The organism is Allotabrizicola aquatica (SeqCode) (assembly GCF_965194375.1).
Lineage (GTDB): Bacteria > Pseudomonadota > Alphaproteobacteria > Rhodobacterales > Rhodobacteraceae > Tabrizicola_A > Tabrizicola_A aquatica.
In genome coordinates this window covers 167,860-188,889 of record NZ_CBDAEL010000003.1, presented here as the reverse complement: position 1 = coordinate 188,889, position 21,030 = coordinate 167,860, and the positions used below count along the sequence as shown (strand labels likewise).

The window sequence follows — 21,030 nt, the reverse complement described above, 5'->3', positions numbered from 1 at the left end:
AGGCATCAGTCTTTCAGGCTTTCTTCGCGCAAGCCATCGGCCAGAAGGTTCAGGCCAAGGACAAGGCTCATCAAGGCAAAGGCGGGCACCAGCGCGGGGTGGGGGACAATCGACAAGAGCTTGCGCCCGTCGTCGATGGTGGAGCCCCAATCCGGGCTTTCAGGCGAGACGCCGAGGCCGAAGAAGCCAAGCGTGCCCAGAAGGATGGTGGTGTAGCCGATGCGCAGGCAGAAATCGACGATCAGCGGCCCGCGGGCGTTGGGCAGAATTTCCCACAGCATGATGTACCAAGCGCCTTCGCCGCGGGTCTGGCCGGCGGCCACATAGTCGCGCGTCTTGATGTCCATCACCATGCCGCGCACGATGCGGAACACGCCGGGTGAGTTCACAAAGACCACCGAGACAAAGACGTTGAGCATGTTCGGGCCCATCGACCAGACGCCCAAGGGGTCCAAGTTGAAGGCAAGGCCCGAATAGGCCCAAAGCCCGACCAAAAGCACGCCACCCACATAGAGGTTGCGCTGCATTGGGTTGGTGAAGAAGCGCGAGTTGATGAGCAGGACCAGAAACACTATCGGGAATAGGAACAGGAAGGCCGCGAAGTAGGTTGGGATGCCCGTCAGTACGATTTCCGGGGTCACGAGCAGGTAAAAGAGCAAGATCACCGGGAAGGCCAGCACCAGGTTCGCAAGGAAGGACAGCACCGTGTCCAACTTACCGCCGATGTAACCGGCGGGCAGGCCAAGGGTGATGCCAACCATAAAGGCGAAAAGGGTTGCTGCTGGTGCGATTTTCAAGACCTCGCGTGAGCCCATGACCATGCGCGAGAAGACGTCGCGCGCCACGTGGTCGGCGCCCAGCAGAAGGTGCGTAAAGGCCCCCTCGACAGGGGTTTTCAAAGGCGAGCCCGGCACGGCGTTCTTAGAGCCGGAGAACTGCGCCAAGGGATCCATGGTGACGATGAGATCAGCAAAGATTGCCGTGAAGACCCAAAACATCACGATGCCAAAGCCGATCATGCCGACGGGGCTGTCGAAGAGTTTGCCGTACAGGCCAAGGCGACGCTTGAAGCTGATCGACAGCGCGAAGGTGACAACCAGCGCCACCCAGACCGGCAGAAAGCGGCCAGCCATGGCGGCGAAAATCTCAAGCCAGGAGAGCGGTTCCATGAGGCGTTCTCCTTACGACAAACGAATGCGGGGATTGAGGAACACATAGCCGATATCGGAAATCAGCTGTGTGATAAGCACCAGAACCACGGCCATGACCGAACAGCCCAGCAAAAGCTCGATGTCATTGTTGGTAGCGGCTTGGACCAGCGTCCAGCCAAAGCCCTTGAAGTTGAACAAGGTCTCGACAATCACGACGCCGTTCAAAAGCCATGGGAATTGCAGCATGATGACCGTGAACGGGGCGATCAGCGCGTTGCGCAGTGCGTGGCGCATCACGACCTGACGGAAGCTGACGCCTTTCAGTCGCGCGGTGCGGATGTATTGGGCGGTCATCACCTCGGTCATCGAGGCGCGGGTCATGCGGGCGATGTAGCCAATGCCATAAAGTGCGATGGTCATGACGGGCAGGGAGAAATTCCAGAAGGTGATATTGTCCATGGCGCTGGTGGCGGTGCCCATGAACAGGGTTTTGCCCTCGATCCAGCCCCATTCCGCCAGCATGGGCGAGATGCCGCCCGTGGCAGAGGCCAGAAGGGCGATAAAGATAACGCCCGAGACATATTCCGGCGTCGCGGTCGTGACGATGGCGACGGTGGAGAGCACGCGGTCGGTGCGCGAGCCTTCGCGCATGCCTGACAGCACGCCCAAGAGGAGTGAGGCCGGCACCATGACCAGCATGACCGAGAGCATCAGCCAACCGGTGTGGCCCAGCGAACGGGCCAGCACATCGGTGACCGGAATTTTGAAGACTGTGGAGTTGCCCCAGTCACCCTGCATCAGCCCGCAAAAGCTTTCCGCTTCGGCGGGGTCTTGCCCTTTGGCGATGCAGCGGCCGCGCACTTCGCCCGATTCCAACGTCTTGACCCAGCCCGGCAAAACGCCAAGCCACTGCCCGTAGCGCGACAAGATCGGCGTCGAATAGCCATTGTTGTCGATCCATTTCACCACGTCCTCGTCGCTCATGCGGACCGAGGCTTCGGATTTCGCAAGCTTTTCAAGGTTGGGCGGCAGGTTGGTCAGGTAAAAGACGATGAAGGTCAGCGCAAAGGCGGTCAAGAGCATGACACCTAGGCGGCGAATGATAAACAGCAGCATGGGCGTGGTCCCGTCCGGGCTGGCAACAAGAGACGACCGGACCATACCGGTCGCCTGCAAGGCGGCTTGGCTCAGAAGAAAGGGCGCGCGAGGGATATCCCGCGCGCCCCGATTATGGTTCGATTGCTGGCCTTATGCGGCTGCGATCGACCACTTGTAGTGATGATGCTCAAAGGTGGAGTGCATGTCAGCACCCTTCACCTTCGGATCGAAGTGACGGTAGATCGAGCGCCAGTAGGGCTGGATCATAACGCCTTCGTCCTGCATGATCCGCTCGACCTTTTCCATCACGGCGCGGCGCTTTTCAACGTCAGCGATCGACAGAGCTTCGGCCAGTGCGGCATCAAAGTCAGCGTTCGCAAAGGCGCTTTCGTTCCAAGCTTCGCCCGAACGGTAAGCCAGCGCCAGAACCTGCACGCCAAGCGGGCGCATGTTCCATTCGGTGGCCGAGAACGGGTACTTGGTCCAGTCGTTCCAGAAGGTCGAGCCCGGCAGAACGGTGCGCTTGATGTTGATGCCTGCGTCACGGATTTGGGCCGCAACAGCGTCACAGGTCGGAGCCTGCCAGCCATCATCCAACGAGATCAGTTCGAACTCGGTCGCGCCGTGACCGGCAGCTTCGATTTCTGCCTTGGCTGCAGCCGGATCGACCACCAGCGCCGGAAGCGCGAAGTATTCCGGGTGGATCGGGCAGACGTGGTGGTTTTCGGCCACGGTGCCGCGGTTCGAGTAGCCCAGTTCCAGAACAACAGCGTTGTTGACGGCCTTGATCAGCGCGCGACGCACGTCGCGGTTGGTGTAGGGCTCTTGCTGCTGGTTGAAGCGCACGGCGAGCGTGGCCGAGGTCACGGCTTCCGAGCGGGTCCAGCCCAGAGCGTCCAGCTGGTCGATGTATTCGCCGGTCGAGGCGTAAACGGCGTCAATCTCGCCACCGCCTGCAGCGGCAACGACAGCGGCCGGATCGGTGCCGAAGTCGATGTATTCGATGCGGTCCAGGTAGGGGCCGCCATAGACTTCAGTGCCCCACCAGGGGTTGTCAGCGCGGACCAGAACCTGCTTGACGCCAACTTCGTTGGTTTCGGGCTTGAACGGGCCAGTGCCAACCGGGTTAGCAGCCGGATCACCACCGTCATAACCGCTGTGAACGACAGCAGCGGGATAGTCAGCCATGCCAACGATGATGGTGATGTCGGGCGACTGGGTGGTCAGCTTGACGGTGGCGGCATCGACAACGGTGATCGCGCCTTCACGAGCCAGCTTGGTGGCCGGATCCTGCAGCGAAGCCATACGGCCGGCCATCGAGTTGCCTTCAACGTTGCCATCGCACCAACGGCTGATGTTGAATGCCACGTCGTCAGCGGTGAAATCATCGCCATTCGACCACTTCACGCCCTGACGAACGTTCAGGGTGAATTCGGTGGCGGTGTCGTTGACGGTCCACGATTCGATCAGCATGCCGCGCAGGGTGCCGTCGCTGTTGTATTCCACCATGTATTCCAGCCAGCCGCGGCCGAAGTTCGCGAGTTCCGACCAGTCCCAAGTGCGCGGGTCTTTCAGCGCTTTGGTTTCCATGTTCATGCGCAGGGTGCCGCCCTGAGCCGGGGCGTCCTGAGCCTGAGCCGGGGCGTCGAGGCCCAGCAGGCCATAGGCTGCAACAGCCGACACGCCCAGTGCGGTCGAGCGGACGAGGAATTCGCGGCGGCTCAACTGGCCGGCGCGGACCTCTTCAGCATACATCTTCGCTGCGGGATGCAGCGTATTGGTCTCAAAGGTGTCTTTCATCTTCGTCTCCCTGTCAGGCTGAGCCTTGTTTTCGAGTTGGCTGCAATCTTCACACCCTGTTCTGTTCCGGACTGCACGCCTGTGTAAGGCGTACTTAACCGACGGTGCAGGGCAGCGATCGTCACTGTCGTATTCCGCATTTTTTCGCGCCGCGCGTCAACGACAAGATTCGGCGAATGACGCTCTGTTCACGACATAATGACGGTGAATCGGTGCACGACACAGGTGTCAGGTTTTGCAAGGCGATTTCCGCTCCGGCGGAGGCGCATCCACAAGGCCGGAGAAACCGGATCGATTCTCTGCCCTGGGGCCTCTTTACAGACCAAGGCCGCCGCCCCTGCGAGGGGGGGGCGTTCGGTTGGCGCAGGCCCTCGGGCTTTAGGCGGTCACAAAGACCGGCGAAAGGCGGTGGGCGAGACACCGGTCATGTTTTGGAAAGCGCGGGTGAAATAGGCCGGTGAGTTGAAGCCAAGGCTTTCGCCAATGCGCCCAACCGGGGTGTCGGTTTCCGACAAAAGGCGCAGCGCCTCAAAAATCCGGCGGTCTTGCAGCAGATCAATCGCCGAACGGCTGCAGGTCTCACGGCAGCAGCGTGTAAGGTGGGTTGGTGTCACGCCCAGTTTGGCGGCCATCTCGCCCACGCCCAGACCTTTGCGGAACTCGCGTTCCATCAGTTGGGTAAAGCGGGCGACCAGTCGGCGCGCGGCATCGGGTGGTGCGGTCTCGGGCGCGGCGCGCACGACTTGACGCTCGAGCCAGACGCCCAAAAGCCCCAGATAATGCCCGGCGGCGCGGTCATGGGCGGGGGTGGTGCTGTCCATCTCGCGCTGGATCATGTCGAGGATGACATTCACCTCTTGCTGGGCATGCACTTCGCGGATGCGCAAATGTTGGGGCTGATCGGGCAGTGTCACCGCATTGTCGCGGCCGAAAAACACAGCCGTTCCAAAGACCTGCGGGCCGACTTCAAAGCCGTGCATCACGCCTGCGGGAATGTAGATCGCATTGTGGGCTGTATAACCCCGGGTAACGCCCGCCACGGTGATACGGCCTTGACCCTTGGTGAACCACAACAAGCACGGCTCACTCAGCGTGCGCATCGCTTCGACACGCCACCGGCCAGCCGCAGCCAGCCGCGGTAAAGCGACGAGTCGCGTCTGAGAAGCTTCGATCTGGGCTGTCATTCGAGTGCTCGGTCAGGTCTTTTCACGTGTTTCCCTACAGTGGCAGGGGTTTGCGTCCGACCCAAGCAAAAAGATTGCTTGATTTTTCCGAATCACCCTTTGGCACAGACTTTGGCGCAGAAAGAGTGTGGGCAAAGCCATGGATGGCGGACATCCGCCTTAGCTGCAGGGAAACTCCTGCCAAGCGCCCATGCGCGAGCGAAACCAAGTGCGTTGGCGTTTGGCATAGCGCCGACTGGCCAGAATGGATGCGTCAATCGCTTCGGAGAGTGTTGATTTTTCTTGTAAAAAGTCAATCAGTTCAGGCCCACCGATCGCGCGCGATGAGGGCAGGCGCGGCTGCCAGTCGGGCAGGGCGGCGCGGGCCTCTTCCAAGGCGCCTGCCTCCAGCATTGCGTGAAAGCGTCGATTGATTCGCGCATCAAGCCAGCCGACCTCGGGGCGCAGCACCAGGGCTTCGGCCTGCGTCAGCGGCAGGGCCGGGGCCGGGGTCTCATGCTGCCACGCCGCAAGCCCCCGTCCGGTGCTGCGCAAAACCTCCCAAGCGCGCTGGATCCGCGCGCCATTCTGCGGGTCAATTCGCGCCAGCGTTGCGCCGTCCAGTTCGCCGCGCAGGGCGGCAAAGCCTTCGGCGGTCACCCGCGCATCGGCCTCGGCCCGCACCTCGGGCGGAACGGCTGGAATATCGGCCAGACCCTCGGTCAGTGCCGAAAAGTTCAACCCGGTGCCACCGACGATGACCACAGGCTGCGCCAAAAAGGGCACCACCTCGCGCAGCCAGCGCCCGGTGGAGTAGCTCTCTTGCCGCCCCACATGGCCGTAAAGGGCATGGGGCAAGGCGGCCTCATCGGCGAGGCTTGGGCGCGCAGTCAACACCCGCCAGCAGCCATAGACCTGCAACGCATCGGCATTCACAATGACCCGGCCATCGCGCGCAGCGATCTCCATCGCCAAGGCAGATTTGCCGCTGGCCGTCGGCCCGGCGATCAACACCGGGGCCTCTCGCGAAATGCCGCTGATCTGCTTCATCTGTCCCATTCTAGTCTCAGGTGGGGGCAGGGGGCTGAAACCCCCACCGTGGCGTTTCAGCGGTTGATCCTTCCCGTGTTTTGCGACATTTTGCGCGTTAATCCAAGATCACACCCACATACAGGGAAAAACCATGTCCAACGCCACCACCGAACCGGGGGTCAAATACGACCGCGTTATGCTCAAAATCTCGGGCGAGGCGCTGATGGGCGATCAGGGCTATGGCCTGCATCCCCCGACCGTGGCGCGGATTGCCCAAGAGGTGAAGTCGGTCCGCGATATGGGGGTCGAGGTTTGCATGGTGATCGGCGGCGGCAATATCTTCCGCGGTTTGGCAGGGTCGGCCCAAGGGATGGAGCGGACCACTGCCGATTACATGGGCATGCTGGCCACCGTGATGAACGCGCTGGCCATGCAGTCTGCGCTGGAGCAGATCGGCGTTTACACCCGCGTGATCTCGGCCATCCCGATGGATCAGGTCTGCGAGCCCTATATCCGCCGCCGCGCCGTGCGCCACCTTGAGAAAAAGCGCGTCTGCATCTTTGCCGCCGGCACCGGTAACCCTTATTTCACCACCGATACCGCGGCTACGCTGCGCGCGTCCGAGATGGCCTGTCAGGCCATTTTCAAGGGCACCAAGGTGGATGGGGTCTATGACAAAGACCCCAAGAAACACGCCGACGCCACGCGCTACACGCATGTGACCTATGACGAGGTTTTGCAAAAGCACCTCGGCGTCATGGATGCCTCGGCCATTGCCTTGGCGCGTGACAACAACCTGCCGATTATTGTGTTCTCGTTGGATGAGCCCGGTGGCTTCCGCGGAATTCTGGAAGGCAAGGGCACCTACACCCGCGTGCAAGACTGACGTCTGCGCGGTTCCCACTCAAAGCCCCAGTTTATTTTCGCCCCAGCATTGAGTAGAAGGGCGCAAAGCAGAGGTCTGGCCGCAGACCCTAAGACCCAAAGGAAGACCCGATGTCCGACGATCTTGAGATTGACCTTGATGCCATTCAGCGCCGGATGGATGGCGCGATGAACGCGCTCAAGCAGGAATTTGCCAGCTTGCGCACCGGCCGCGCCTCGGCCTCCATCGTCGAGCCTATTCAGGTCGATGCCTATGGTCAGATGACCCCGATCAACCAGCTTGGCACCGTGAACGTCCCCGAGCCGCGCATGGTGGTGATCAACGTCTGGGACAAGGCGATGATCGGCAAGATTGAAAAGGCGATCCGCGAATCTGGCATTGGCATCAACCCGGTCACCGACGGCCCGCTGATCCGCCTGCCGATCCCCGAGTTGAACGAGCAGCGCCGCAAGGAGCTGACCAAGGTCGCGGCGCAATATGCCGAAAGCGCCAAGGTGGCGATCCGCAACGTGCGCCGCGATGGCATGGATCAAATCAAAAAGGCCAAGGCCGCCGGGATGTCGGAAGATGACCAGAAAATGTGGTCCGACGAGGTGCAGGAGATGACGGATAAGCAGGTTGCTGCCGTCGATAAGGTGCTTGAATCCAAGCAAGCCGAAATCATGCAGATCTAAGCCAAGCAATACCTTCAAGGCGTCCGGGCGCCTCTGATCCCGGTTATTTGAGATGGATCCGCCTCCAATTAGGGGCAAAGCAAAGAAAGACGAGACGTGGCTGCAGATAGCAAAAGTCCCCGCCAGGCCCAACACGTCGCCATCATTATGGATGGCAATGGTCGCTGGGCAACCCAGCGCGGTTGGCCCCGGCTGGTGGGGCACCGGAAGGGCGCCGAGCGGGTGAAGGAAATCGTGAGCGCGGCACCAGAGCTTGGGATCAAATGGCTGACCATCTATGCCTTTTCGACTGAGAACTGGAAGCGCACCACCGAAGAGGTTCTGGGTCTGATGGCCATCTTCTCGCGCTATATCGAGCGAGAGGCGGACCGCATGGCCGCCGAATCGGTGCGTATGCGGTTTATTGGCGATCGTTCCATGCTCAACCCGCGGCTGAAGCGGCTGCAAACCTCGATCGAGGCCCGCACCGCCACCTATGACCGGCTCAACCTGACCGTGGGCATCAACTATGGCGGGCGTGATGAGATCACCCGCGCCACCCGCGACATTGCCCGCGCCGTGGCGGAAGGGCGGCTGACGGCCGATCAAATCACCGACGAGCTGATCAGCCAGCACCTTGATACCGCCGATCTGCCCGACCCGGATCTGGTGATCCGCACCTCGGGCGAGACGCGGACGTCAAACTTTCTGCCTTGGCAGGCGGCTTATGCCGAGTATGAATTCACCGAAACGCTGTGGCCCGACTTTACCGCCCAGCATCTGGCCGAGATCGTAGGTCGTTTTGGCCAGCGCGAGCGGCGCTTTGGCGGGGTAGTGACGGCATGACAGCAGGCCAAGGTGCCGCGGGCGGCGTAGATTGGGGCGACCTAAGGCCGCGCGTCTTATCGGCGATTGTCATGTTGGTAATCGGCGGCGTCGAGGTTTGGCTGGGAGGCGCGCCCTTTGCGCTTTTGGTCGTGGCCTTGACCGGGGGCATGATGTGGGAACTGGCGCGGATGACCGCCGATCCCGGGCGCGATCTGTCGCTGTGGCTTGGCTCGCTCGCGGCGGGGATGCTGGCGGTCAACCTGTGGTCGCCTTCACCTTGGATGCTGGTGGGCCTTGTGGTGCCTGCGGTGGCCGGTGCGATGATCCAAAACACCAAGCGCAAGATGTTCTTTGGCTATGCGCTTGTCATCATGGCCACGGGGCTTTGCCTTGTCATGCTGCGCGAGAGCCTTGGTCTGGCGCCTGTGCTGTGGGTCTTTGCCGTAGTGATCGTGTCGGATGTGATGGGTTATTTCGCCGGGCGGATGCTGGGTGGACCGAAGTTCTGGCCTGCCATCAGCCCCAAGAAAACCTGGTCCGGCACCGTAGCCGGGTGGCTCGGTGCAGTGGCCGTGGGGTATGGCTTTTGGGCGGCAGGGTTTGGCGCCTGGCATCTGTTGTGGGCCTCGCCCTTTGTCGCCTTTGCCGGGCAAATGGGCGATATCGCTGAAAGCGCCATCAAGCGCCGCACTGGGGTGAAGGACAGCTCCAACCTGATCCCCGGTCATGGCGGTCTGTTGGATCGGTTTGACGCCTTGGCTTTTGCGGCAATTACCACGGCGGCGCTGCATGTCTTGGTGCCGCTGTTTCCTCTTGTGAAGGGCTGACCGATGCGTCGCATCTCGATTTTTGGCGCGACCGGTTCGATCGGGGAAAGCACCTTTGATCTGATCTGCCGCATGGGCGGCGCGGAGGCGTTCCACACGGTCGCCCTGACCGGCGGTCATAATGTGACCCGGTTGGCGGAAATGGCCGTGATCCTGCGCGCCGAGATCGCCGTGACAGCGCATGAGGAAAACCTGCCCGCTTTGCGCGCGGCCCTTGCCGGCAGTGGTGTTCACGCCGCCGCCGGGGCGCAGGCCATTGCCGAGGCGGCTGACCGCCCCGCCGATTGGGTGATGAGCGGCATCGTCGGGGCGGCAGGCCTTGTGCCAGGAATGCGTGCCTTGGCACATGGGGCGTCGCTTGCCCTTGCCAATAAGGAAAGCCTTGTCACCGCCGGAGAGTTGCTTTTGGCGACCGCCCGCGTGCATGGGGCCACCATTCTTCCGGTGGACAGCGAGCATTCGGCCATCTTTCAGGCCCTTGTGGGCGAGGATCTGACCGCGCTTGACCGCATCATCCTGACCGCATCGGGCGGGGCTTTGCGCGATTGGCCGCTGGAGCGGTTGGCCCATGCCACGGTGGCCGAGGCCTTGGCGCATCCGAATTGGGCGATGGGCGCGCGGATCACCATCGATTCGGCGTCCATGTTCAATAAGGCGCTGGAAATCATTGAAACGCGTGAGTTTTTCGGTGTGCGCCCGGATCAGATTGAGGTGATCATTCACCCCGAATCCATCATCCATTCCATGGTCGGCTTCACCGATGGCGCGGTGATGGCGCATCTGGGGACGCCCGACATGCGCCACCCCATCGGCTATGCGCTGAATTGGCCGCAGCGCCAACCTTTGCCCGTGGCGAAGTTGGACCTTGCCGCCTTGGGCAAACTGACCTTCCGCGCCCCCGATGAGACGCGCTATCCCGCGCTGCGCCTTGCGCGCGAGGTGATGGAGGTGCGCGGCCTTACAGGGGCGGCGTTCAATGCGGCCAAGGAAATCGCGCTGGATCAGTTCATCGCAGGCCATATCGGGTTTATGCAGATGGCTGCCCTCGTTGAGGCAACGCTTGACCGGCTTTCGGCCGAAACCCGCCTTGGAAATGCCGCCCAAAGCCTTGAAGATGTTCTGGCGATGGACCATCTCGCACGGGTGCGGGCCAGCGAATTGGCCCAACAGATAAGGATCGGCTAGTGGACATTTTGGCGACGCTGCTGGGCACGGGCGGCCTTCTTTGGACGCTGGCCTTTTTCATTCTGGCCATCGGCATCATCGTCTTTGTCCACGAATACGGCCATTACATCGTGGGCCGCTGGAGCGGGATCCATGCCGAAGTGTTCAGCCTTGGCTTTGGCCCGGTGCTCTTCAACCGCATCGACCGTCGCGGCACACGCTGGCAAATCGCGGCCATTCCCTTGGGCGGCTATGTGAAGTTCAAAGGGGATTCTGATGCGGCCTCGGGCAAGGATGCCGCAGCCATCGCCGGGCTTTCGGCGAACGAAAAGCGCCACACCATGCACGGTGCGCCGCTTTGGGCGCGCTCGGCCACGGTGGCGGCGGGGCCGATCTTTAACTTCATTCTGGCCCTCGTGGTCTATTGGGGCCTGATCCTGTGGACCGGGGTCGCGACTGAGCGCCCGGTGATCGGCACCGTTGCCACGCTGCCGGGCGCAGCCCAGCCCTTGGCCTCGGGGGATCAGGTGCTTACCCTGAACGGGGTCGAGACACCGGATCTGGAAAGCTACCTTCTGGCCGCGCGCGATCTGCCGGCGGCCGCCAGCGTCAACTATCGCATCTTGCGCGACGGGACCGAGCAGATGGTGACCGCCGCCCATCCGATGCCGCCGCTGGTGGCTTCGGTGCAGCTAAAATCCGCCGCCATCGCGGCAGGGCTGGAAGAAGGCGATGTGATCTTGGCCGCCAATGGCCAACCCGTCACCGCCTTTGCCGAGCTGCCCCCCATCGTTGAAGGGCTGGCAGGGGCGCCCGTGCCACTGACGGTCTGGCGCGCCGATGGCAGCGAGACGGGCAAGGTCTTTGACATCACCATCACGCCCAACCGCCGCGATCTGCCGAAGGCCGAGGGTGGATTTGAAACTCGCTGGCTGATCGGGCTGACGGGGGGGCTGTTGTTTGAACCGGAACTGCGTCGGCCCGGTGTGTTCGAGGCGCTGGGCCTTGCGGCCGAGAATGCTTGGTTTGCGGGTGTCATGTCGCTCTCGGGGCTTTGGAATGTGGTCACAGGCACCATCAGCTCGTGCAATATTTCCGGCCCGATTGGCATGGCGCAGGTGATGGGGCAGGCGGCGACGCAAGGGCTTGAGTATTACATCACCATGCTGGCGGTGATGTCCTTGGGAATTGGGCTCATCAACCTTTTCCCGATCCCGGTTCTGGATGGCGGCCATCTCGTGTTCCACGCCTATGAGGCCGTGTTCCGCCGCCCGCCGCCGGATGGGGCGCTGAAGGTGCTGATGACGATGGGGCTGATCATCGTCTTGGGCTTCATGGCCTATGCGCTGACCAATGACGTGACCTGCCCTTAAGGGCCATTGCCGCCCCAAGGGCACGGTTTCGCCTGAAAACGGCCATATTCGATGGGCATCCTGACGGCTCACCACCTTCAGTTGAGGGCGCAAAGATGGATGCTGTCGTAAATGGCTATAAGGCCGTTTCCCTGCTGGTCTGGCTGAATGCTGACCGGCTGTTCAGCCTTGGCACCGTGCTTGTCGGTCTTTTGGCGGGCGCTTTCTTGGGATCGGCGCTCCTCCAGCCCTGATCCCTTCGCTGGCCCTCAGGCAGGGCGTGCCACGCGCAGGGATGGCCCGCGCTTGAAAATGTCGCAGCGAAAGGGCCGCCGAAGCTGCTTGATCGTCCTTTGGCCTTTTGACAAGCCCTGCGCTTCAAGCTAGTCAGGAACACATGATTTTGTGACACCCGGGGGCTGGCGATGCGGAATTTTGCAGATGCGAAAGGCAAAGGTAAGCCGGGCTTCCTTGGGGTTGTGCGGCCAGCGGCTTTGGCGCTTCTGCTATGCGGAACAGTCATTTCCGTGCCGTTCTTCACACCGGCTCTGGCGCAAAGCTACAGCTTTTCTGATGTCACCATCGAAGGCAACACTCGGGTCGATGCTGCCACCATCCTGTCTTATGCGGGAATCGGTCGCGGTCAGACGCTGAACACGGGGCAGTTGAACGACGCCTATCAGCGCATCGTGAACTCTGGTCTGTTTGAAACTGTGGAATTTCTGCCTCAGGGCGGCACGCTCAAGATCGTTGTCAAAGAATTGCCGATGCTGAACGTGGTAGACCTTGAGGGCAACAAGCGCCTCAAGGATGAGGCACTGAAGGACCTGTTGAAGTCCAAATCGCGCAACGTCTACAACCCTGCCACGGCCGAGGCCGACGCTGCTGCCATCGCCGAGGCGTACCGGGTGGAGGGCCGTTTGGCCGCCACGGTTGACCCCAAGATCATCCGCCGGTCCGACAACCGCGTCGATTTGGTGTTCGAGATCAACGAGGGCAAGCCGGTTGAGGTGGAGCGTCTGTCCTTCGTGGGCAACCGTGCCTATTCCGACCGTCGCCTGCGGCAGGTCTTGGAAACCAAGCAGGCCGGCATTTTGCGCCAGATCATCGGGCGCGACACCTTCGTGGCTGAGCGGCTGGAGTTGGACAAGCAGCTCTTGCGCGATTTCTACCTGTCGCGCGGATATATCGACATCGAGGTGCTGGACGCCACGGGTGAGTTGGCCGCTGAGCGGGACGCAAGCTTTGTCACCATCACCGTGCGCGAAGGCCAGCAGTATCGCATCGGGTCGGTCAGCACGGTCTCGACCATCGAAGGTCTGGACGAGGCGGAGTTTGCCGACGCGCAGCGTCTGCGCTCGGGCGTTGTCTATTCCCCCGCGCTGATTGAAAACAACATCGCGCGCATGGAGACGCTGGCCTTGAACAAGGGCCTGAACTTCGTGCGCATCGAACCGGTGCTGACGCGCAACGAACGCGATCAGACTTTGGACATCGAATTCGTGCTCTCGCGTGGCGATCGGGTGTTCGTGGAACGCATCGACATCGAGGGCAATACCACCACCCTTGATCAGGTGATCCGTCGCCAATTCCGCACTGCCGAAGGCGACCCCTTCAACCCGCGTGAAATCCGGCAGGCCGCTGAACGTATCCGCGCCTTGGGCTATTTCGGCAATGCGAATGTCGAAGCGGCCCCCGGCAGTGACGGTGAGCAAGTGGTGGTCAACGTCGACGTCGAGGAACAGCCGACCGGGTCTTTGAACATCGGCGCCTCTTTCAGCGTTAACTCAGGCGCGGGCCTGACCCTTGGCTTCTCGGAAGACAATTTCCTTGGCCGTGGTCAGAAGGTGGGGATCGACATCACCACGGGCGCTGACACCGTGGACAGTTCGATCAACTTCGTTGAGCCCGCACTTTTGGGCCGGGATTTGCGGCTGAAGTTCGGCGCCTTTTATCGCACCAGCGATAACGCCGACGCCTTCTATGACACTCAATCGCTTGCGATTTCGCCCGCGTTGGAATTCCCGATCAGCGATTTTGGCCGGTTGGAACTGCGCTATCGGCTGTTCTCGGACCAGCTCAAGAATGTGGACGGAGGTTCCTCAGCCATTTTGCAGGCCGAAGGAACCGTGGATTCCCCTATCGGATCCTCGATTGGCTATGCTTACAGCTACGACAACAAGATCGGGGGCTTGAACCCTAACAACCGCATCCTGTTGCGCTTTAGCCAGGATTTCGCGGGCTTGGGTGGCGATGTAAAATACCTCAAGACTGAGGCTTTGGCCGTGGCCGAAACCAAGATCCTGAATGAGGAAGTCACACTTCGCGCCGTTTTCGAAGGCGGTGCAATCGCAACAGCAGGCGGCTACACCAGCCGTGTTACCGACCGCTATTTCGGAAACAGTAAGATCCGCGGTTTTGATCCCAATGGTATCGGTCCCCGGGATGAAAACGCTCCCAACGAAGATGCGCTGGGCGGCAATATCTTTGCCGTGGCGCGCTTCGAGGCTGATTTCCCGCTCGGTCTGCCCGAGGAATACGGCATCAAGGGCGGGGCGTTCCTCGATGTAGGATCGGTTTGGGGGCTGGACAATACCTTGGGCACTGTCGACGATTCCGCCAAGCTTCGCTCGGCTGTCGGGGTCTCGGTGCTGTGGGACACCCCGCTTGGACCCTTGCGCTTTAACTTCTCCAAGGCGCTGCGCAAAGAGTCCTACGACAAAGAGCAAAACTTCGATCTGACGATCTCGACGAAGTTCTGATGCGTCTTGTGCTTGCCCTTGCCTGCGCCGCGCTGTGCCTTTTGGCCCAGCCCGGCGTGGCGCAAGAGGCAGAGGCGTCAGATGCGGTGACGCAAGACGCCTTGGTCGCGCCGCCCTCAGTCGCAATCCTGACCCTGGACGATGAACGACTGTTCACCGGCTCGGCCTTTGGTAAGGCGGTCATCGCCCGTCAGGATGCCGATAGCAAAGCGCTGATCGATGAAAACCGTCGGATCGAGGCCGCGCTTGAGGCCGAGGAAAAAGATCTGACCAATCGTCGCGCCTTGATGCCGCGCGAGGAATTCGCGCCACTTTCCGAGGCGTTCAACGAAAAGGTCGAAGGCATCCGCAAGGCCCAAGACGCCAAGACCCGCGAGCTGCAGCGCAAGTTCGAGAGCGACCGCCAGCGCTTCTTGGAGGTCGCCCGGCCCATTCTGGCAGAGGTGATGGCCGCGCGTGGGGCGGTTGCGATCATTGACAGCCGCGCTGTATTTGTCGGGTTCGAAAACATCGACATCACGGACGAGGCGATTGCCCGGCTGGATGCGGCCGTAGACGAGGGCCGACTGACCCCCGGCGCGCCTTAAGCCCCGCCCGGCTTGTCTCGCGGCGCTGGCCTTGCTAGTCAGGGTGCCAACCGACAAGACTTGGGGCCATCGCGCCGCGCCCCACCCGAGGAGACAGCATGACCGACGCCCCGCTTTCCGCCGATCTGGCGCTGATCCAGCGCATTATCCCGCACCGCTATCCGTTCCTTCTGGTCGACAAGGTGCGCGACATTCATCTGAACAAATCCTGTATCGGGATCAAGAATGTCACCTTCAACGAGCCGCAGTTTCAGGGCCATTTCCCCGGCATGCCGGTGTTTCCTGGCGTGATGATCATCGAGGCCATGGCGCAGACCTCGGGCATTCTGGTTGGTCTGTCGATGGATCTGGTCGATAAGAACGCCAATGTGTTCTTCATGGGCGTCGATGCCGTGAAGTTCCGCCGCAAGGTGGTGCCGGGTGATGTGATGGAATTGCATGTGACCGCCCTGCGCGGTGGCGGCCGGGTTTGGAAGTTTGCCGGCCGCGCCATGGTGGAAGGGGAACTGGCCTGCGAGGCCGAGTTTATGGCCATGTTCGACGTCCCGAAGGCCTAAGCCCATGTCCATTCATCCCACCGCTGTTGTCCACCCCTCGGCCTATGTTGAGGAGGGCGCGACCATCGGGCCTGAGTGCCAGATCGGTCCGTTCTGTCTGGTGGGCGCCGAAGTGGTGCTGCAGCGTGGCGTGACACTGAAATCACACGCCGTGGTCACCGGTTGGACCGAGATTGGCGAAGACACCGTGGTGTTTCCTTTCGCCACGGTGGGTGAGATTCCGCAGGATCTGAAGTTCAAGGGCGAGCGCACCCGGCTGACCGTAGGCGCGCGCTGCCGGATCCGCGAAGGGGCCACGCTGAACACGGGTACCGAAGGCGGCGGCGGGCTGACCTCGGTGGGGGATGACTGCCTGTTGATGACGGGCGCGCATATCGGCCATGATGCCCATGTCGGCAACCGGGTGATCTTGGCCAATCAGGTCGCCATCGCGGGCCATTGCCAGATTGGCGATGACGTCATCATCGGCGGCCTGTCGGGAATTCACCAGTTTGTCCGCATCGGGCAGGGGGCGATCATTGGCGCGCTGACCATGGTGACCAATGACGTTCTGCCCCACGGCCTTGTCCAAGGCCCGCGCGGCGTCTTGGACGGGCTGAACCTTGTCGGGCTGAAACGCCGGGGGGTGGATCGCGCCGATATCACCGCCATGCGTGCGGCCTTTCAGATGCTGGCACAGGGTGAGGGGTCGTTCCTCGATCGCGCGCGCAGGCTGGCTGAGGAAACCGACAGTCCTTACGTGCGCGAGATGACTGACTTCATCCTCAGCGCGTCGGACCGCAACTTCCTGACGCCAAAATGACCAAGCTTGCGATCATTGCCGGGGCAGGAGGCCTGCCTGCCGCGCTGGTCGCCGCCTGTCCTGACCGCCCATTGATCTGCGCTTTGGAGGGCTTTGCCCCGGCGGGCCTGACGCCAGACCAGAGTTTCCGCGTCGAACGGCTGGCCCTCTTCCTGCGCTGGCTGGAAGATCAAGGAGTGACCGAAGTCTGCTTTGCCGGTGCTGTGCAGCGCCCGCGGCTTGATCCTTCGGTCTTTGATCCCGCAACGGCCACGATGGTGCCGCGCCTTCTGGCTGCCATGGGGCAGGGCGATGACGCCACCCTGCGCGAGGTTCTGGCGATTTTTGAGGAAAGCGGCTTTGCACTGAAAGGCGTGGCCGAGATTGCGCCGAATCTGGTGCCGGGTCCGGGGATTTACGCCGGAACCATCGGCCCGCAGGATGAAAAAGACGCCGCCCGCGCCGAGGCGATCGTGGCGGCGCTCGGGGCGGTGGATGTCGGGCAGGCTTGCGTTGTGGCGGGGGGCTTGTGCCTTGCCGTGGAAGCCTTGCCCGGCACCGATGCCATGCTGGGGTTTGTGGCGCAAATCCCTGCGGCCCTGCGCCCTGTGAAGGGTTTGGTCTACAAGGCCCCCAAACCGGCTCAGGACCGCCGGATTGACCTGCCCGCCTTGGGAGTGCAGACCATCCGCAATGCCGCCGCCGCGGGCCTTGGCGGGCTGTGCTGGCGGGCCGGTGGGGTGATCTGTCTTGACCTGCCCGCGTGCCAAGCCGAGGCAGAAGCTCTGGGCCTGTTCCTGTGGGCGCGCTAAGGCTTTACCTGATCGCAGGGGAACCCTCGGGTGACCGTTTGGGCGCGGCGCTGATGGCGGGGCTGAAAGCCCTGTCACCGGGGGTGGAGTTTCACGGGATCGGTGGGCCTTTGATGCAGGCCGAAGGCATGGTCAGCCTGTTCCCGATGGAAGAGCTGTCCATCATGGGTCTGGTGGAGGTCTTGCCGAAGTACCGTGCCCTAAAGCGTCGGATTGCCGAGGCCACCGCCGATGTGCTGGCCGCGCAACCTGCCGCGCTGATCACCATCGACAGCCCCGATTTCTGCCTGCGGGTCGCCGCTTTGGTGAAGCAGTCCCGCCCCGACCTGCGCACCATCCATTACGTCGCACCCTCGGTTTGGGCTTGGCGCCCGGGTCGGGCGGCCAAGATGGCGCGCGATATCGACCATGTGCTGGCGCTGTTGCCTTTTGAGCCGCCCTATATGCAGGCCGCTGGCATGACCTGCGATTTCGTCGGCCATCCGGTGGTGAGTGAGCCGCTGGCCAGCCCTGAGGAGCGTGCTGTGATGGTGGGCGAGGGGCCGCTTCTGCTGGCCCTTCCCGGCAGTCGCAAGGGGGAGGTCAGCCGCCTGTGCCCGGTCTTTGGGGCCACCATCGCGCGGCTTAAGGCCCAGCACCCGACGTTGAGGGTGGCCCTGCCCACCGTGCGTGGCGTGGAACCCCTTGTGCGCGAGCTGACCCGTGATTGGGCCGTGGCACCGCAGATCATCACTGATGCGGCCCAGAAACGCGCGGCGTTTGCCTTGGCAGATGTGGCGCTGGCGGCGTCAGGCACGGTGTCGTTGGAGCTGGCCGCCAACGCCTGCCCGATGGTGATCGCCTATGATATGAACCGCCTGACCCTGTGGCTGATGCGCCGCGCGGCACAGGTGGACACGGTGACCTTGGTCAACCTTGTGTCAGAAACCCGTGTGGTGCCCGAGTTTATCGGCGCGCGCTGTCGGCCTGATCTGATTGCGCCCGCGCTTGAGGCACTGCTGGCCGACCCGTCCGGCCAGACGCAGGCAATGCAAGTCACGATGCAGCGGCTGGGGCAGGGTGGTGATCCGCCCGGCTTGCGCGCGGCGCGCTCGGTGCTTGCGGCGCTCTGACCTTCCAATTTTCTTTACAGAAAATTGCAAAAACCTTCGCAGGTTTTTGGGGCCTTACCGCCCGCGCCAGATCCAGCCGCCGCCAAACACCCGGCCGCCTTCGGGGGCATAGAACACGCAGGCCTGCCCGGCTGAGACGCCATCTTCTGGGTCCAGCAGCTCCACCTCGGCCTCGGTCGCCGACAAGGGCCGGATCACCGCCGGACGTGGCGGGCGTGTGGAGCGGACCTTGACGCTCAGATGCCATTCGGCACGGCTGTCAAAGGGGGTATCGCCCAGCCAGTTGATCTCGCGGATCGGGATCGTGCGGGTGGAGAGCGCGGTTTTCGGACCCACCACGACGCGCCGGGTTTCTGGTTCCAGCCGTACGACATAGACCGGCTCTTCCAAGCCTCCAATGCCCAAACCTTTGCGCTGGCCGATGGTGTAGTGGATCACGCCGCGATGCTGGCCCACCACCTTGCCGGCCAGATCGACAATCTCACCCGGATCCGCCGCGCCGGGGCGCAGCTTTTCGATCACGGCGGCATAGTCGCCATTGGGCACAAAGCAGATGTCCTGACTGTCGGGCTTGTCCGCCACGCTCAGCCCGTATTTGGCCGCCAAGGCCCGGGTTTCTGCCTTGGATCCCAGATGCCCCAAGGGAAATCGCAGGTAAGACAGCTGTTCGGCCGTGGTGGAAAACAAGAAATAGCTTTGATCGCGGTTCGCATCCGTCGCCATATGCAGTTCTGGCCCGGTGCCCATCTTGCGCTGAATGTAATGCCCGGTGGCCATGCAATCCGCGTTGAGGTCCTTGGCGGTGGCCAAAAGGTCCTTGAACTTCACGCGCTCATTGCAGCGGATGCAGGGCACCGGGGTCGCCCCGGCCAGATAGGCATCGGCGAATTCTTCGATCACCGCCTCGCGGAAGGTGTTTTCGTAGTCCAGCACGTAATGCGGAAAGCCCATCGCCTCGGCTACCCGCGCCGCATCATGAATGTCGCGCCCCGCACAGCAGGCGCCCTTTTTCGCCAAGGCCGCGCCGTGGTCGTAAAGCTGCAAGGTGACGCCCACAACGTCATAGCCTTCGTCCTTCAGCATGGCCGCCACCACCGACGAATCCACACCGCCCGACATGGCCACCACCACGCGGGTTTCCGAAGGCGGTTTGGGCAGGCCAAGCGAGTTGAGCCTTTGGTCAAGCATGGTGTGCACTTTCGGGGGGTGGGGGCAGATCAGGGCAGGGATGCGGAACAACGGCGGATGTTGCGCAATATAGGAAAATGCTGCGCAGTCTCAACCCCTGGCTTCACGATCGCTTAAGGACGTCGGGTCATCCTTGGTGCGATGGAAAACGGAGCGATTATGTTTCTCAAACGCGTTGATGGTCCGCGACAGGTGACCTTGCCGGATGGCAGCATCCTGACCCGCGCCGACCTGCCGCCCGCCGACACCCGCCGCTGGGTGGCCAGCCGCAAGGCGATTGTCGTCAAGGCCGTGATCTCTGGTCTGATCACCCAAGCGGAGGCGCTGGAGCGATATTCCCTGTCAGAGGAAGAGTTTACCCTTTGGCGCGACGCCGTGGCACGCCATGGCGACAAGGCTTTGCGGGTAACCACTTTGCAGAAATACAGACAACTTTAGATTGTTTTCTACTTTCGTTCTGGCAGAGTAACCTCACGTTAACCATTGGCCGCCAAAGTCGTTAACGAAGATGCCTGTGACGGAGTTTTAAACAATGCGTATTCTTTTGGTTGAGGACGATCCCACGACGTCGCGCAGTATCGAGCTGATGTTGACACATGCCAATCTGAACGTCTTTTGCACCGATCTGGGCGAAGATGGGATCGATCTGGCCAAGCTTTATGACTACGATTTGATCCTTTTGGATCTGAACCTGCCCGATATGTCCGGCCAAGAGGTGTTGCGCCAGTTGCGCCTTGCACGGGTCGAAACCCCGATCCTGATCCTGTCCGGGTCGGATGATACCGACAGTAAGATCAAAGGGTTCGGCTTTGGGGCCGATGATTACCTGACCAAACCCTTCCACCGTGAGGAATTGGTGGCTCGGATTCACGCCATCATTCGCCGGTCCAAGGGGCACAGCCAATCGGTCATTCGCACGGGGGCGGTGCATGTGAATCTTGACGCCAAGACGGTGGATGTCGGCGGCAAGGCCGTACATCTGACCGGCAAGGAATACCAGATGCTGGAGCTGTTGTCCTTGCGCAAGGGCACCACGCTGACCAAGGAGATGTTCCTCAACCATCTTTACGGCGGCATGGATGAGCCGGAGCTGAAGATCATCGACGTCTTCATCTGCAAGCTGCGCAAAAAGCTGGCTGAGGCGACGGGGGGCAGAACTACATCGAAACCGTCTGGGGGCGGGGCTATGTGCTGCGCGAACCGGCGGTCGCGGTGGGGAACCTTGCGGCCACTGCGTGACGCCTAGACCTTTCCCGCGCCGCCCCATAACTTGGGGC

20 protein-coding genes and 1 pseudogene are annotated in these 21,030 nt (G+C 61.8%); 15 read left to right on the top strand and 6 right to left on the bottom strand.

Annotated elements, in window-relative coordinates; translation table 11 throughout:
• Positions 1–5 precede the first annotated feature (5 nt).
• The 5 genes from AC72UB_RS06210 to miaA all read right to left on the bottom strand — a co-directional run bounded on the left by AC72UB_RS06210 (position 6) and on the right by miaA (position 6,262).
• The gene (locus tag AC72UB_RS06210; protein ID WP_505189000.1) at positions 6–1,169 is read right to left on the bottom strand and encodes an ABC transporter permease; all 1,164 of its coding nucleotides are present in this window, start codon (positions 1,167–1,169) and stop codon (positions 6–8) included.
• A 12-nt stretch (positions 1,170–1,181) separates the two neighbouring features.
• Positions 1,182–2,267 carry an ABC transporter permease gene (locus AC72UB_RS06205; RefSeq protein ID WP_505188999.1) on the bottom strand — a complete coding sequence of 362 codons (1,086 nt, stop codon included), beginning with the start codon at positions 2,265–2,267 and terminating at the stop codon, positions 1,182–1,184.
• Positions 2,268–2,399: 132 nt separating this feature from the next.
• Positions 2,400–4,049 carry an ABC transporter substrate-binding protein gene (locus AC72UB_RS06200; protein ID WP_505188998.1) on the bottom strand — a complete coding sequence of 550 codons (1,650 nt, stop codon included), beginning with the start codon at positions 4,047–4,049 and terminating at the stop codon, positions 2,400–2,402.
• A 386-nt stretch (positions 4,050–4,435) separates the two neighbouring features.
• Positions 4,436–5,233 (bottom strand): helix-turn-helix domain-containing protein, encoded by a 798-nt coding sequence (locus AC72UB_RS06195; RefSeq protein ID WP_505188997.1) that lies wholly within the window; start codon positions 5,231–5,233, stop codon positions 4,436–4,438.
• Positions 5,234–5,392: 159 nt separating this feature from the next.
• Positions 5,393–6,262: a tRNA (adenosine(37)-N6)-dimethylallyltransferase MiaA gene (gene miaA / locus AC72UB_RS06190; protein ID WP_505188996.1), complete on the bottom strand. Its 870-nt coding sequence runs from the start codon at positions 6,260–6,262 to the stop codon at positions 5,393–5,395.
• A 133-nt stretch (positions 6,263–6,395) separates the two neighbouring features.
• Here miaA and pyrH point away from each other — a divergent pair, with 133 nt between their 5' ends.
• The 13 genes from pyrH to lpxB all read left to right on the top strand — a co-directional run bounded on the left by pyrH (position 6,396) and on the right by lpxB (position 18,565).
• On the top strand, positions 6,396–7,130 hold the full coding sequence (gene pyrH / locus AC72UB_RS06185; RefSeq protein WP_463290535.1) for a UMP kinase: 735 nt from the start codon (positions 6,396–6,398) through the stop codon (positions 7,128–7,130).
• A gap of 110 nt (positions 7,131–7,240) precedes the next feature.
• Positions 7,241–7,804, top strand: coding sequence for a ribosome recycling factor (gene frr / locus AC72UB_RS06180; RefSeq protein WP_463290534.1), 564 nt, complete (start codon positions 7,241–7,243; stop codon positions 7,802–7,804).
• A 147-nt stretch (positions 7,805–7,951) separates the two neighbouring features.
• Positions 7,952–8,629, top strand: a complete 678-nt coding sequence (gene uppS / locus AC72UB_RS06175) for a polyprenyl diphosphate synthase (protein WP_505189139.1) — start codon at positions 7,952–7,954, stop codon at positions 8,627–8,629.
• On the top strand, positions 8,626–9,438 hold the full coding sequence (locus AC72UB_RS06170) for a phosphatidate cytidylyltransferase (protein ID WP_505188995.1): 813 nt from the start codon (positions 8,626–8,628) through the stop codon (positions 9,436–9,438). The genes uppS and AC72UB_RS06170 overlap by 4 nt, the downstream gene beginning before the upstream one ends.
• 3 nt (positions 9,439–9,441) lie before the next feature.
• A complete protein-coding gene (gene dxr, locus AC72UB_RS06165) occupies positions 9,442–10,623 on the top strand; it encodes a 1-deoxy-D-xylulose-5-phosphate reductoisomerase (protein ID WP_505188994.1) in 1,182 nt (393 codons plus the stop codon).
• Positions 10,623–11,975, top strand: a complete 1,353-nt coding sequence (rseP, locus tag AC72UB_RS06160) for an RIP metalloprotease RseP (RefSeq protein WP_505188993.1) — start codon at positions 10,623–10,625, stop codon at positions 11,973–11,975. The genes dxr and rseP overlap by 1 nt, the downstream gene beginning before the upstream one ends.
• Before the next feature lie 95 nt (positions 11,976–12,070).
• Complete coding sequence (locus AC72UB_RS06155) at positions 12,071–12,208, top strand: hypothetical protein (RefSeq protein ID WP_463290529.1); 138 nt, start codon at positions 12,071–12,073, stop codon at positions 12,206–12,208.
• Positions 12,209–12,379: 171 nt separating this feature from the next.
• A complete protein-coding gene (gene bamA / locus AC72UB_RS06150; RefSeq protein ID WP_505188992.1) occupies positions 12,380–14,716 on the top strand; it encodes an outer membrane protein assembly factor BamA in 2,337 nt (778 codons plus the stop codon).
• Positions 14,716–15,303, top strand: a complete 588-nt coding sequence (locus AC72UB_RS06145; protein WP_505188991.1) for an OmpH/Skp family outer membrane protein — start codon at positions 14,716–14,718, stop codon at positions 15,301–15,303. Before bamA ends, AC72UB_RS06145 begins: the two co-directional genes overlap by 1 nt.
• Before the next feature lie 98 nt (positions 15,304–15,401).
• Positions 15,402–15,860: a 3-hydroxyacyl-ACP dehydratase FabZ gene (gene fabZ / locus AC72UB_RS06140; protein ID WP_463290526.1), complete on the top strand. Its 459-nt coding sequence runs from the start codon at positions 15,402–15,404 to the stop codon at positions 15,858–15,860.
• A gap of 4 nt (positions 15,861–15,864) precedes the next feature.
• Positions 15,865–16,662, top strand: coding sequence for an acyl-ACP--UDP-N-acetylglucosamine O-acyltransferase (gene lpxA, locus AC72UB_RS06135; RefSeq protein WP_505188990.1), 798 nt, complete (start codon positions 15,865–15,867; stop codon positions 16,660–16,662).
• On the top strand, positions 16,659–17,453 hold the full coding sequence (locus AC72UB_RS06130) for an LpxI family protein (RefSeq protein ID WP_505188989.1): 795 nt from the start codon (positions 16,659–16,661) through the stop codon (positions 17,451–17,453). The genes lpxA and AC72UB_RS06130 overlap by 4 nt, the downstream gene beginning before the upstream one ends.
• Positions 17,441–18,565 (top strand): lipid-A-disaccharide synthase, encoded by a 1,125-nt coding sequence (gene lpxB / locus AC72UB_RS06125; protein ID WP_505188988.1) that lies wholly within the window; start codon positions 17,441–17,443, stop codon positions 18,563–18,565. The genes AC72UB_RS06130 and lpxB overlap by 13 nt, the downstream gene beginning before the upstream one ends.
• A gap of 54 nt (positions 18,566–18,619) precedes the next feature.
• On the opposite strand, the gene mnmA is transcribed toward lpxB, so the two are convergent.
• A complete protein-coding gene (gene mnmA / locus AC72UB_RS06120; protein ID WP_505188987.1) occupies positions 18,620–19,753 on the bottom strand; it encodes a tRNA 2-thiouridine(34) synthase MnmA in 1,134 nt (377 codons plus the stop codon).
• Between the two features lie 159 nt (positions 19,754–19,912).
• Between mnmA and sciP the strand changes: the two genes are divergently transcribed.
• Both sciP and ctrA read left to right on the top strand, forming a co-directional pair.
• Complete coding sequence (gene sciP / locus AC72UB_RS06115) at positions 19,913–20,191, top strand: CtrA inhibitor SciP (protein ID WP_463290521.1); 279 nt, start codon at positions 19,913–19,915, stop codon at positions 20,189–20,191.
• A gap of 94 nt (positions 20,192–20,285) precedes the next feature.
• Positions 20,286–20,992 (top strand): annotated as a pseudogene (gene ctrA / locus AC72UB_RS06110) (response regulator transcription factor CtrA).
• Positions 20,993–21,030 lie beyond the last annotated feature (38 nt).